Consider the following 12,293-nt stretch of genomic DNA (forward strand, 5'->3'; position numbering starts at 1 on the left):
GGCGTTCGGTGCCGCGCGAGCCGGTGGCTCGCAAGCGCGGCCCCTCACCCCGCTTGCGGGAGAGGGGTTGGGGTGAGGGTAGCCCCCGCCATCGCACCCCCACACCTTGCACTCCCGCATAATCGACCCAATCCATTCCCCGTCCCGATCCGCCGCCGGCTCCCGAGCCCAAACGCCGCCCCCGATGCCCCAGACCGCGACGCCCGCTACCGCGCCAGCCCGCCTCGACCGCCGTCGCCCACGCGCCGCGGCGAGGACGCCGCGCGCATGAGCGCCGCCCAGCCCGCGCCGTTCGACGGCAAAGCCTTCGTCAAACACCTCAGCACCGCGCCGGGCGTGTACCGGATGATCGGCGCCGACGACGGCGTGCTCTACGTCGGCAAGGCCGGCGCGCTCAAGAACCGCGTTTCCAGTTACTTCAACGCCACGCCCAAGTCGGCGCGGATCATGTCGATGCTGGCCCAGACCGCGCGCATGGAGGTCACGGTCACCCGCACCGAGGCCGAGGCGCTGATCCTGGAAAACCAGCTGATCAAGTCGCTCAAGCCGCGCTACAACGTGCTGCTGCGCGACGACAAAAGCTATCCCTACGTGCTGATGACCACCGAGGCCTGGCCGCGCATCGCCATGCACCGCGGCCCGCGCGCGATCGCCGGACGTTATTTCGGCCCGTATGCCAGCGTCGGCGCGGTCCGCGACACGCTCAATCTGATGCACAAGCTGTTCCGTCTGCGCAGCTGCGAGGACAGCGTGTTCCGCAACCGCTCGCGGCCGTGCCTGCAGCATCAGATCGGCCGCTGCAGCGCGCCCTGCGTCGGCCTGGTGCCGGCGCGCGACTACGCCGAGAGCGTGCGCCGCTCCGGCTTGTTCCTGGAAGGCCGCAGCGATGAGCTCACCGACGAACTCGGCCGCGACATGGAAGCGGCCAGCGTGCGCCTGGATTTCGAGGACGCCGCGCGCATCCGCGATCTGATCGCCGGCATCCGCAGCCTGCAGGCGCGCCAGTACGTCGACGGCCGCGCCGCCGATCTGGACGTGCTGGCCTTGGCGATGCACGGCGTCAACGCCTGCGTGCTGCTGCTGGCGTTCCGCGACGGCCGCAACCTGGGCACCCGCGCGTTCTTCCCGCAAACCCGCGGCAGCGACAACCCCGAGGAAGTGCTGACCGCGTTCATTTCCCAGTACTACGGCGAACAAACCCCGCCGGGCGAAATCGTGCTCGACCGCGATCTGCCCGACCGCGAACTGTTCGAGCAGGCCTTCTCCGCCTCCGGCGAGCGGCGGGTGCAGATCAAGACCAACGTGCGCGGCGAGCGCGCCGGTTATGTCGACATGGCCCGGCGCAACGCCGAGCTGGCCCTGGCCACCGAACTGACCAGCCATTCCGCCCAACTGGCCCGCGCCGAAGCGCTGCGCGACTTGCTGAAGATGCCGGCGCTGCCGCAACGGATCGAATGCTTCGACATCAGCCACACCATGGGCGAGGCCACCGTCGCCTCGTGCGTGGTGTTCGACGCGCAAGGGCCGGTGCGCGGCCAGTACCGCCGCTACAACATCGCCGGCATCACCGAGGGCGACGACTACGCGGCGATGAATCAGGCGATCGGCCGGCGTTTCCGCCGCGCGGTGGAGGAAAACGGGGTGCTGCCCGACATCCTGCTGATCGACGGCGGCGCCGGGCAGGTGGCGCAGGCGCGCGCGGCGCTGGAGGAGCTCGGGGTCGAAGGCCTGATCCTGGTCGGCGTCGCCAAGGGCCCGGCCCGGCGCCCCGGCGACGAGGAACTGCTGCTGCCCGACGGCCGCACCGTGCGCCCCGGCGCCGAGTCGCCGGCGCTGCAGCTGGTCCAGCAGGTTCGCGACGAGGCGCACCGTTTCGCCATCACCGGCCATCGGGGGCGTCGTCAGAAGGTGCGCAACAGCAGTAGGCTGGAAGACATTCCCGGCATCGGCCCGCGCCGACGCGCTAATCTGTTGCGGCATTTCGGCGGTCTGGGCGGTCTGAAGGCCGCCGGGATCGAGGAAATCTCCCGGGTCGAGGGCGTCAACGAAGCCTTGGCCGAGCGCATCTACGCCGCCCTGCACGGGCTGGACGCGCCGGCCGAAGCCTCCGCACCGCCCGCGCCGGGCGCAGTCCCCAAGGCCGCGGCCGCGGGCAGCAAGACCCAACGCAGTAAACCCGCCGACGCCGCCGAGGCGGCGCCGGACCGCAAGCGGAGCGAAGGATGAAGTTGACCATACCCACCATGTTGACCCTGGCCCGGATCGTGCTGATCCCGGTGCTGGTGGTGGTGTTCTTCCTCGACTATCCGTGGACCAATTTCGCGGCCGCGTTCATCTTCGCGTTCGCTTCGATCACCGACTGGCTCGATGGCTGGATCGCCCGCCGTTACAACCAGTACTCGGCGTTCGGCGCGTTCCTGGATCCGGTCGCCGACAAGCTGATGGTCGCGGTGGCGCTGCTGTTGATCGTGCAGAAGCATCCGACCGTGTGGATGACCTTGTGGGCGGCGGTCATCGTCGGCCGCGAAATCGCGGTGTCGGCGCTGCGCGAATGGATGGCCGAACTCGGCCAGCGCGCGGCGGTGAAGGTGGCGGCGATCGGCAAGATCAAAACCATCGTGCAGATGGTCGCGCTGGTGTGTCTGCTGTATCAGGAAGACATCCTGGGCTTGCCGGTGTTCAAGATCGGCGAGTGGATGTTGGCCGCCGCCGCGCTGCTGACGTTGTGGTCGGGGCTGGCCTATTTGCGCGCGGCATGGCCTATAATGCGCGCCGATACGAACAAGCCTTCGGCCTGACCGGCAACGGAACGGCCGATGCGGACCGGGCCCGAACGGGCAGGGGACGCAACGCAACCAGTCGCTGCGGACCTTATGGGACGGGCTTGTCGGGCGGTTCGGACGCGGGCCGCAAGGCGCCGGGGCGTGAAGAAACTAGTTGACAGTTTTCTTTCGATGCCTAAAATATCGGTTCTTCCGCGGGAATAGCTCAGTTGGTAGAGCACTACCTTGCCAAGGTAGATGTCGCGAGTTCGAGTCTCGTTTCCCGCTCCAGATTCGAGAAGATGCCGGCAACGGAATCTTCCTTGAAACTAAACCCCCTCGCGGGGTTTTGTTTTTTAGAAAACGAATGCAGGCGATCCAAAAAATTGCTGGCGTTCTCGGTAACAGGCTGTATGTTGTAGGCAACACGTGTCGACGTCACCGGCCGGGTGGCAGAGTGGTTATGCAGCGGACTGCAAATCCGCGTACGCCGGTTCAATTCCGACCTCGGCCTCCAATTCGAATCGGCGCACCCCTTCGGGACGTTCGTCGCTTCAGAAGAGTTTTAGATAAAAGTTTCTGCGGGAATAGCTCAGTTGGTAGAGCACTACCTTGCCAAGGTAGATGTCGCGAGTTCGAGTCTCGTTTCCCGCTCCAATCCGATTTCGCGATTCAGGCACCGGCCGGATCGCGCTAATCCAAACAAGGGCCTTGCGGCCCTTTTTTGTTGCCCGAAGCATTCGCCCATCCGGTCCGCGCCGCCTTGCGGGCGCATCGCAGGCAGGCCACGCCAGCGCCTGGCGTCGTCCGAGCGGGCTGTGGCCCCCCAGTCTGAGGACGCAAGCACCTTTACGAGCTTCACCCGCGCTTAGGCGATACTTGGCCGGTCCAGGAAGGGCCGCGCCGGCTCGGCCGCACACGGAGGTCCGATATGCCGATCGCTAACGAGCAACTGAAAACCTACGCGTTCTTGCGCGAGATGCAGAACGACGCGTACTTCCCGCCGCATCTGGTGGCCAAGGGGCAGCAGATCCTGATCGGACTGTGCGAGGCGATCGAAGACCAGCGTCCGGCCGATCTGGATGCCTTGTATCGCTTGACCCACGCAGCGACGGATCGCTTCAACGATCTGGCCGAAGAGTTCTACGAGCACGACAGCGAAATCGAAACCGCCGCGCGCGAAAGCATCGGCGGCGATTTCGCCTTGATCGCGCAGGCGTACGGGTTCCAGGCCGATATCGAGGAGTTGATCGCTACCCGCGATTGGTGAGTGGCGGCGATCGGCGGATACGGCGTCGTCCAGGAAAACATCGGCGGCTCGCCGAGCGCCCGGGCGCGCGCGGCGACGATCCCGACGCCGCATTCCGATCCGTTCGCCGCTTGCGCAGTCATTCTCCCGTCGGCGCGCATCCGCGCGCGCCGGACCCGCGACCGGAGTCGGCGGAAGGTTCGGACCGCGCATCCAGGACGACGCGCCCGCGGTCGTCCCGCCGCAGAGGAGCGAGCGACATCACCAGGCATCGATCCAGCACGCCATACAGATGAGGGAAAATCAGACCGCTGCGCGGCGAGGTCTCCCACCTGATTTTTTCGCCCGCGGCTTTCACGTTCACCGATGCGACGAACAGATCGGTGTTGCCGGAAAAATGCGAATCGGCGGTTCGATTCAATTGCTGCTCGGTCGAAAGATGGATGTAGCCATCGGCGGCATCCTGCTGCGAACCTTCGAATCGTCCGTCCGCCTCGAGCTTCTCCATCTGCGGGCGCGTCAATATCTTGTAAGCGACGTCTGGGGGCACGATGTCCTCTGCGGCTATTGCGTTTGGACCAAGGCCGGCGGCGAGCGCGAACGCCAACCATGAAATTCCCGCGGCATTTCGATTCACGACTTGTGCCCTGCGATGTGCGCGTGCGCTCGCTTCGGGGTTGGACGCTCGACGCGGCGGGCGCCTGCGGATACGGGTCTGGGGTCGCCGGCCTTCGCACATTCTGCAGAATGCATCCAGACATCCCGGCATTGACCTGTGGTGCCCGGAGCCGGACTCGAACCGGCACGGCCGCGAGGCCGGCGGATTTTAAGTCCGCTGCGTCTACCGATTTCGCCATCCGGGCAGGATGCGGTGACCGGGCTAGTTTAGCCTATTCGTTGCGCGGCACGTCCGCGGGCGGCGGTTCTGGCGCTGCCGGGCGGCGGGCCGCGACGCGGATGTTCGCTGCGCAGGCCGCGCGGTCACCACTCGACGAAATCCAGGTCGTGCCCATCCGGATCGCGGATCACCAGCAGATGGCCGCCCGGGTATTCGTACGGTCCCCAGCAGTGGCCCGGGGGCAGGTCTTCGCGTAAGCCCTCGCGCTCGGGAATGCGACCGCGGATGCGCTGGTACAGCGACATGACGTCGACGCCTTCGAATTCCAGGTGGCTGTCGGTCGCGGGCCGGTGATCGCGCTCGATCAGCTTCAACCACAAGCCATTGCCGATCGCCACGTGCTGCACCTTGGCGTCCGGGTCGCGGCGTTGCTGCGGCCGTGCCCAGAAGATGCGGTCGTAAAACTCGATCGATGCGCGCAGGTCGCGACAATGCAGTCTGAGGCTGGTTTGCATGGGCCGGGGCTCCGGAAGCGGCGGGCGATGGTGTCGCGGCCATCCTAGCCAAGCCGCCGGGTGGGTTCGAGCGCGCCTTCGCTGCGGCGGCCGCTGGGGCCGTCGGTCGCCGGTCTGCGCCGCGTGGGACCGAACCGGCCGATCGCAGCGCGGGCGATTCCGACATTCGGCCTACATCGGCGGGCGCATCCTGAGCGGCAGCTCGCGAGCCGTCGGCTCGCGCCATCGATTCCCGGACCGCCATGGATCCTCGCTCCAACGCATCGCGCTACAACCGCCTGGCCGTGCGTTTGTCCCAGATCGACGACCCCGAACGTTTGGCGCGGGCGATCGTCGCCGCCGCACGCGAGGCGACCTCGGCCGATACGACGCTCCCGCCAGCGGAGCGATCCGATGCGTCGAATCCAGACGACGGCGCTGCGATCCCGACGCGCGTACCGCCGAAAGTGTGAGCGGGCGAGTCGGGCGGTCCGTTTGCGCGCTGCGAATCGGATGAGCTTCAGAGCCATCGCCTTGTGCGCCGCGCGGGGCCGGTCGCGGGCGCCGAGTTGGTCGAAGCGGTCGATCCAGTAATTCTTCGCCGCGCTTGGGCGACGTCGATCGCCTGATCGACGTCGCCATCGATATCGGCGCGCGACGATCTTCCATTCAGCGGTGTCGTCGCGCCGCGCCATGACGGCGGCTGTCGACGAGATGGATCGCGCGGAAGACATCGGCGCGACGAAACCGGTTTCGATTCGCATGGCTTGCGCGCGCACTCGCGTTCGAACCTCGCTTGCAACGAGCCGGTCGGCAAACCGAAGGCCAAGCGCATTTCGGTTCAAACAACGTAGATCGGCCGCGGCTCCCTACAAAAAATCGCTGACCGTGAGCGATTCACGAAACGCGAAGCAGTTCGAAGCATGGCGCGGAAAATCGGGTGGGGTGGGTATCGGACGCTGCGTTTTAGTACTACGAAGTCGGGCCACGCCAACAATGCGCGTTGCAACTGATTCGTGCGCATCGGGATGAGAGGCGTCGTTCGATGGATACGACGATCAGCAATCCATACAGCCCGAGGAATTGACGCATGAACAATAAACGCAAACTCGTTCGCGGCGGAATCGCCACCGCTGTCGCGGCGGCGCTTGGAACCTTCGTTTACAGCAACCTGGCCCACGATGCGGGCGGTTCGACCGCCGCGGGCGCCGTGGCGAGCGTCGGCAACGCGGCCGATCCGGGCAACGACTCGGTGGCGCAGCGCGCACGCAAGCAATGGTTGGCCTCGGTCACTCCCGCCGCAGGCGTGGTGCCCGCGAGCCAGAGCGCCATCGCCGCCGCGGTCCGCGACAAGCGCAAGCTGATCCTGCAATCGGGTTTGTTCGATCCGGCCGATCCGCGCCAGAACGTGTCGAACGCCGGCGTGGCGGTATCGGATCGGTACGCGATCGTGCAGTTCCAGGAAGGCGCGAGCGATCAGCGCGCGGTGTTGCAAAACAGCGGCGCCGAGATTCTCGGCTACGTGCCCAACAACGCCTATCTGGTGCGCACCGAGAGCGGCGGGATCGGCGCGCTGCGGAAACTCCAGGGCGTTCGCTGGGCCGGCGGCTATCGTTCCGACATGAAGCTCGCGCCGGATCTGTTGCGGCAGGTGCAGGGCGGCGCCGCGGTCAAATTCGACAAGACTTCGCTGGTTGCGAGCCTGTTCGATCACGAGAACGCGCGCACCGCCGCGCAAGCGATTCAGTCGCGCCTGCCGGGGGCGAAACTGCTGCAGGTGTTCAACGATGCCGAGGCGCCGTCGGTGCGGCTGGAAGTGCCCGGCGCGCTGCTCGCCGAGGCGTTGTCGGCGCTCGGCCAGATCGATTCGGTGCAACAGATCAGCCGTCATGCCGGACCGCAGTTGCTCAACACCGCGACGATTCCGGTGCTGCAGAGCAACTATGCGCCACGCGCGGGAACCGCCGAGCCGGGCGAAGGACGGGTGACGGGCGCGACGCCGATCTGGGATCAGGGCATCGTCGGTTCGGGGCAGATCGTGGGCGTGATGGATTCTCCGATCGACAACGACGAAGCCTGGTTCACCTATCTGCGCGGCGCCGACGGCGGCGATCCGGCGGCGGCGATCACGCCGTACTCGGTTATCGCGCCGGCGGGCGACAATCAGCCGCTCGCGATCGGGCCGTTGTCGCCGGCCAACAAGCTGATCGGCGTGTGGGCGCCGAGCGTGCCCGAGTTCATGGGCTCGGCCCTCGCCAGCGAGCACGGCACCCACGTGTCGGGGATCATCGCCGGCGATTTGTCGGGCGAGTACGGCGAGAGCCTGTATTCGGCGTCCTTCCTCGGCCAGCCCGAGCACGACAGCGCCGACGGCAACGCGCCGCATGCGCAGTTGCTGTTCCAGGCATCCTCGTTCAAGGAGGGCGACGCCAACGAGGGCAGATTCCCCCATCAAAAGGTGCTCGATCAGGCCTACGCCGCCGGCGCGCGCGTGCACAACAACAGCTGGGGCGTGTTCCGCAACGGCTATGGCGTCTACGCGCGCGCGGCCGACATCTCGACGTATCGCAACGATCTGTTGGTCGTGCATGCCGCCGGAAACTTCGGCGACAACGGCGATCCCAGGTTCGCCTGCGATCAGGAACTTCGCGGCGGACGTTGCTGGAACAGCATCGGCGACATCAGCCTGGCCAAGAACATTCTGAGCGTGGCGGCCACCAAGCACGGCTCGTCGACCGAGATCGACAGCTACTCCAGCCGCGGTACTCCGGACGGGCGTTTTAAGCCGGATATCGCCGCGCCGGGCACGGACGTGGTTTCGGCGACCTGCGATTCTCCGTTCTTTTTGGGGCTGTGTCTGAATTCGTCGGGCGTGGCGCAAGCCGGCTATACGCCGAAGACCAAGGCGATGACGGGCACCTCGATGGCGGCGCCGGCGATTTCGGCGGTGGCCGCGCTGACGCGGCAGTACTTCACCGACGGCTTTTATCCCTCCGGCCAGCGCACGGTCGCCGATCGGCTGGCGCCGAGTTCGGCGGCGCTCAAGGCGGTGCTGCTCAACGGCACCCGGCCGGTCAAGGATCCGGCCAATGCCTCCAGCCCGATCAACAAGGGCGGCGCGGACTGGCCGATTCTGGGCGGCGGTTGGGGCCGTCCTTGGCTGGACTCGAACTTGTGGTTCCAGCGCACCACGCTCGGCGGCAACGACAACCGCCGTTTGCGCTTGTTCGAGCGCGACAACGCCAACGGCCTGCGCACCGATGAGCAGCACGAGTACGAGCTCGCCGCGCTGCGGGCGGGAGAGGAACTGCGGGTGACCCTGACCTGGATGGATCCGCCCACCACCGCCGGCGCGGCGGTCGCGCTGGTCAACGACCTGGATCTGGAAGTCGAAGGGCCGGACGGACGCGTGTACCGCGGCAACAGCCTGGTCAAGGGCGTGTCGAAGGAGTTCTGCACCCGCGAGCGCTACAACCAGATGCGCAATACGACCCAGCGCTGCCTGCAGGCCGGGCCCAACGACGCCGACGTGCTCAACAACGTCGAGCAGATCCGGCTGACCGCGCCGGTCGCCGGCCGTTACAAGCTGCGGGTCAAGGGGACTTACGTGCCCGGCGCCGGTGCCGATCTGGCCGGCAGCGACCGCCAGGGCTATGCGCTGGTGGCCTCCGGTGCGTTCGGCCCGGCGCAAGGCAAGGCGCAATTGGCCGCGCCGACCGCAGTGCGGGTGGCCAATCGGGTGGCGTTGCCGGCGCCGAGCGTGACCGTGCAGTTCGGCGCGGTCGCCAACGCCGCCGGCTACCAGCTCTATCGAATCGAAGGCGGCTGCAACGCGGAGACGACGGCGAAGGGGTATCGCCTGGTGGCGCATCAGTCGGCGGCCGCGGGTGGCGCCCTGACGTTGGTCGACAATCTGATCGACGACGGCAAGGGTTACGGCTATGTGGTGCGCGCTGTCGGTGGCGATGTCGAAGGGCGCGTGTCCGCATGCGTCGCGTCGGCATCGACGGCGGTGGTCGCCGCCGCGGCCGGCGCAACCTCCGAGGTCGCTTCGGCCCAGTAATCGACGTGGGTTCGCGGCGAGCCGAACGGCTCGCCGCTGGTTCGATATCGGTTCAATCGGCAGCTCCACGGAAGGAGCAAAAGGCGGAGCGGGGCGCATGCGTCCCGCTCCGCGTCGGCCGGGTCGAGTTGTTCTATTGCAACAACCGGGAATGCAACACGTGCGGGACGCGCTTGGAGCGGGGTTGGGGCCGGCTGTCGGCGAGCGCCGATGCGGGCGGCCGGGACGGCGGGGCTTGATGCGGCTGTGACATCTGTCCGTGGCAGCGGCGCGCATGGGCTTGTAACCTAGCGGACATCCCCGCATCGCCGTCGCGCCCCGAGCGCGCGGCGGCGCTTTTCCGCAAGCTTTTCCGGCAAGACTCCCGCGAGCACTGCGTTATGACCATCCTCGTCACCGGCAGCGCCGGCCACCTGGGCGAAGGCCTGATGCGGCGTTTGCGCGCACAGTCGCGGTCGGCGCGCGGGCTGGACATCAAGCCGTCGGCGTTCACCGATCTGGTCGGTTCCATCGCCGACCGCGAAGTCGTGGCCGAAGCCATGCGCGGTGTGCGCTGCGTGATCCATTCGGCCACCTTGCACAAGCCGCATGTGGCCACCCACAGCTATCGGCAATTCGTCGACACCAACATCGCCGGAACCCTGGCGCTGCTGGAAGCGGCCGTGGCCGAAGGCGTGGAGTGCTTCATTTTCACCAGCACCACCAGCGCGTTCGGCGCGGCGTTGACGCCGCGGCCGGGCGAGCCGGCGACCTGGATCACCGAGCAGGTCGCGCCGATTCCCAAGAATATTTACGGCACGACCAAGATCGCCGCCGAGGGCCTGTGCGAACTGTTCCAGCGCAAGCACGGTCTGCCGGTGCTGGTGCTGCGCACCTCGCGGTTCTTCCCCGAGGACGACGACGATGCCGCGGTGCGCAGCCGTTTCGACTCGGCCAACATGCAGGCCAATGAGCTGCTGTATCGCCGCGCCGATATCGACGATGTGGTGCAGGCGCACCTGTGCGCGATCGAGCGCGCGCCGGCGCTCGGTTTCGGCCGCTACATCGTCTCGGCGACCACGCCGTTCGCGCCGGAGGATCTGGCCGAACTCAGCCGCGATGCGGCGATGGTGGTCGAGCGGCTGTTCCCGCACTGCCGCGAGCTGTACGCGGCCAAAGGCTGGGCGCTGTTGCCGCAGCTGGATCGCGTTTATGTGAACCAGGCCGCCCGGCGCGACCTGCACTGGGAGCCGCGCTTCGGTTTCGGCTACGTCCTGGATTGTCTGCGCGCGGGCCTGGATTTCCGCAGCGAACTGGCCCATCAGGTCGGGATCAAGGGCTACCACGCGCAGCGCTTCCAGGACATGCCGTACCCGGTGTCCTGAACGCGGGCGCCGCGCCCGTCACGCTGGAACCCATCGTTTGCTGGCTAGAATGCGGGCGAAGCGATCGCGCGGCCGTCCGCGCCGATCGCGCCTCATTCGACGCCGCGGCCGCCGTGACCGGGCGCGCGCAACTTGGAGCGCAAGACCATGGATACCCATTCGCCGATTCGACGCTGCCGCCGCTACATACCGGCGCGCGCGGCATGAGCTGGATCGCGCTGATCTGCCTGGGCGCCAGCGACGGCGCGCGGGTGGAAAATCTGCTCGAAGCCGCGGCCCAACTGACCGCCGAAGCCGGCGCCGACTCGCTGCGCGGCGTGTCCGAGTTGTACGGCGACCGCCACCGCCCGTACCGCGGCGGCGCCACGGTCAACCTGATGCTGGCGCTGGAGTGGCGCGGCGCGACGCCGGCCGATGCCGCGCTGGAGCGGCGCTTCAAGCAACTGGAAGCCGAATTCGGCCGCGAACGCGATCCGCGCCGGCAGATGCCGGTGCCGCTGGACATCGACCTGGTCGGCCGCATCGACGGCGCGCCGCGCTGGCAGGCGCGCTACGACCCGGGCCGGCCGTATCTGTTCCACGGCTTGCGCCAGCTGCCGTTGCCGGCGTTGCAGGAACAACTGACCGCGCTCGCCGGCCAGCGCGGCTTCGATCCGGAACACAACGCCAGCGGTTTTTATTGCTTCGCCAGCGCCGCGTTCGTGCAGCGTTACCTGCGCGAGGCGGCCGACCGGCTGGCTTCGGCCTCGCAACGGGAGACCGGCTGATGCCGCCACGCACGACCTTGGTCACCGGCGCCTCGCGCCGGATCGGCCGCGCCATCGCCGAAGCCTGCCTACGCCGCGGCGATGCCGTGGTCGCGCACCGGCGCAGCGCCGACAGCGTGCCCGAGCCGTATTCGGCGCCGGTGCTGGAATGGTGCTGGGACATGAACCAGCCGCTGCCGGCGTTGCCGACGGCGCCGGTCACCGACGTGGTGCTCAGCGCTTCGTTGTTCGAACGCGGTTACGCCTGGGGCGCGCTCGGCGCGGCCGACGGCGGGCAGGCGCGCATCGAGGAAGAACGCGAGCGCTTGCAGCAGCACCTGCGGGTGAACCTGCTGGCGCCGTGGGAGCTGGTGGTGAGCCTGCACGCGCGGCATCCGTTGAACTCGGTGGTGATGCTGCTCGATACCTACCTGGACCGTTCCTTCCCCGGCCACAGCGCCTACCAGGTCAGCCGCGCCGCCGGCGCCGGCATGGTCCGCGCCCTGGCCGCCGAACTGAGCCCGTGCCGGGTCAACGCGGTCGCCCCGGGCACGGTGCTGCCGTCGGTGCGCGATCCGGCCGAACGCGCCGAACAGCAAGACGCGATCGCCGCGCGCACGGTGCTAGGCCGGATGGGTTCGGTCGACGACGTGGTCGACGCGGTGCTGTATCTGCGCGATGCGGCTTACATCACCGGCGAGGTTTTGCGGGTGGATGGCGGGCGCTTCAAGGTTTGAGCGTTGCGCGACGGTGTCGTTGTTCGCGCCGTGGTTTTGT

The 12,293-nt window shown here is 67.6% G+C and carries 9 protein-coding genes, 4 tRNA genes and 1 pseudogene; 11 read left to right on the forward strand and 3 right to left on the reverse strand.

Annotated elements, in window-relative coordinates:
* Nucleotides 1–267: 267 nt before the first annotated feature.
* The 6 genes and pseudogenes from uvrC to V7787_RS34755 form a co-directional block, all read left to right on the forward strand.
* Nucleotides 268–2,082, forward strand: a pseudogene (gene uvrC / locus V7787_RS34730) (excinuclease ABC subunit UvrC); the annotation flags it as partial.
* 146 nt (nucleotides 2,083–2,228) lie between these two features.
* The gene (pgsA, locus tag V7787_RS34735) at nucleotides 2,229–2,798 is read left to right on the forward strand and encodes a CDP-diacylglycerol--glycerol-3-phosphate 3-phosphatidyltransferase (RefSeq protein ID WP_336091945.1); all 570 of its coding nucleotides are present in this window, start codon (nucleotides 2,229–2,231) and stop codon (nucleotides 2,796–2,798) included.
* A 179-nt stretch (nucleotides 2,799–2,977) separates the two neighbouring features.
* Nucleotides 2,978–3,053: transfer RNA gene (locus tag V7787_RS34740), tRNA-Gly, on the forward strand.
* A gap of 152 nt (nucleotides 3,054–3,205) precedes the next feature.
* Nucleotides 3,206–3,279: transfer RNA gene (locus V7787_RS34745), tRNA-Cys, on the forward strand.
* Nucleotides 3,280–3,343: 64 nt separating this feature from the next.
* A tRNA-Gly gene (locus tag V7787_RS34750) sits at nucleotides 3,344–3,419 on the forward strand.
* A gap of 274 nt (nucleotides 3,420–3,693) precedes the next feature.
* Nucleotides 3,694–4,032 (forward strand): DUF5713 family protein, encoded by a 339-nt coding sequence (locus V7787_RS34755; protein ID WP_336091935.1) that lies wholly within the window; start codon nucleotides 3,694–3,696, stop codon nucleotides 4,030–4,032.
* 118 nt (nucleotides 4,033–4,150) lie between these two features.
* On the opposite strand, the gene V7787_RS34760 is transcribed toward V7787_RS34755, so the two are convergent.
* The 3 genes from V7787_RS34760 to V7787_RS34770 form a co-directional block, all read right to left on the reverse strand.
* The gene (locus V7787_RS34760) at nucleotides 4,151–4,618 is read right to left on the reverse strand and encodes a DUF952 domain-containing protein (RefSeq protein ID WP_336091937.1); all 468 of its coding nucleotides are present in this window, start codon (nucleotides 4,616–4,618) and stop codon (nucleotides 4,151–4,153) included.
* Nucleotides 4,619–4,787: 169 nt separating this feature from the next.
* A tRNA-Leu gene (locus V7787_RS34765) sits at nucleotides 4,788–4,874 on the reverse strand.
* Between the two features lie 118 nt (nucleotides 4,875–4,992).
* Nucleotides 4,993–5,364: a VOC family protein gene (locus V7787_RS34770; RefSeq protein WP_336091938.1), complete on the reverse strand. Its 372-nt coding sequence runs from the start codon at nucleotides 5,362–5,364 to the stop codon at nucleotides 4,993–4,995.
* Nucleotides 5,365–5,606: 242 nt separating this feature from the next.
* Between V7787_RS34770 and V7787_RS34775 the strand changes: the two genes are divergently transcribed.
* From V7787_RS34775 to V7787_RS34795, 5 genes are all read left to right on the forward strand, one after another.
* Nucleotides 5,607–5,816 carry a hypothetical protein gene (locus tag V7787_RS34775; RefSeq protein ID WP_336091939.1) on the forward strand — a complete coding sequence of 70 codons (210 nt, stop codon included), beginning with the start codon at nucleotides 5,607–5,609 and terminating at the stop codon, nucleotides 5,814–5,816.
* A 617-nt stretch (nucleotides 5,817–6,433) separates the two neighbouring features.
* Nucleotides 6,434–9,406 carry a S8 family serine peptidase gene (locus V7787_RS34780; protein ID WP_336091940.1) on the forward strand — a complete coding sequence of 991 codons (2,973 nt, stop codon included), beginning with the start codon at nucleotides 6,434–6,436 and terminating at the stop codon, nucleotides 9,404–9,406.
* Nucleotides 9,407–9,786: 380 nt separating this feature from the next.
* Nucleotides 9,787–10,770, forward strand: coding sequence for an NAD-dependent epimerase/dehydratase family protein (locus V7787_RS34785; protein WP_336091941.1), 984 nt, complete (start codon nucleotides 9,787–9,789; stop codon nucleotides 10,768–10,770).
* Nucleotides 10,771–10,973: 203 nt separating this feature from the next.
* Nucleotides 10,974–11,537, forward strand: a complete 564-nt coding sequence (locus tag V7787_RS34790) for a 2-amino-4-hydroxy-6-hydroxymethyldihydropteridine diphosphokinase (RefSeq protein WP_336091942.1) — start codon at nucleotides 10,974–10,976, stop codon at nucleotides 11,535–11,537.
* On the forward strand, nucleotides 11,537–12,253 hold the full coding sequence (locus tag V7787_RS34795) for an SDR family NAD(P)-dependent oxidoreductase (RefSeq protein WP_336091943.1): 717 nt from the start codon (nucleotides 11,537–11,539) through the stop codon (nucleotides 12,251–12,253). Before V7787_RS34790 ends, V7787_RS34795 begins: the two co-directional genes overlap by 1 nt.
* The last annotated feature ends 40 nt before the right edge of the window (nucleotides 12,254–12,293 follow it).

It is taken from the genome of Pseudomonas sp. CGJS7 (genome assembly GCF_036961695.1).

Bases quoted from the DNA above. Each gene is read 5' to 3' on its own strand.
- V7787_RS34755 (WP_336091935.1), top strand. From the start codon at position 3,694: ATGCCGATCGCTAACGAGCAACTGAAAACCTACGCGTTCTTGCGCGAG.
- V7787_RS34770 (WP_336091938.1), bottom strand. From the start codon at position 5,364: ATGCAAACCAGCCTCAGACTGCATTGTCGCGACCTGCGCGCATCGATC.
- V7787_RS34775 (WP_336091939.1), top strand. From the start codon at position 5,607: ATGGATCCTCGCTCCAACGCATCGCGCTACAACCGCCTGGCCGTGCGT.
- V7787_RS34780 (WP_336091940.1), top strand. From the start codon at position 6,434: ATGAACAATAAACGCAAACTCGTTCGCGGCGGAATCGCCACCGCTGTC.
- V7787_RS34785 (WP_336091941.1), top strand. From the start codon at position 9,787: ATGACCATCCTCGTCACCGGCAGCGCCGGCCACCTGGGCGAAGGCCTG.
- V7787_RS34790 (WP_336091942.1), top strand. From the start codon at position 10,974: ATGAGCTGGATCGCGCTGATCTGCCTGGGCGCCAGCGACGGCGCGCGG.
- V7787_RS34795 (WP_336091943.1), top strand. From the start codon at position 11,537: ATGCCGCCACGCACGACCTTGGTCACCGGCGCCTCGCGCCGGATCGGC.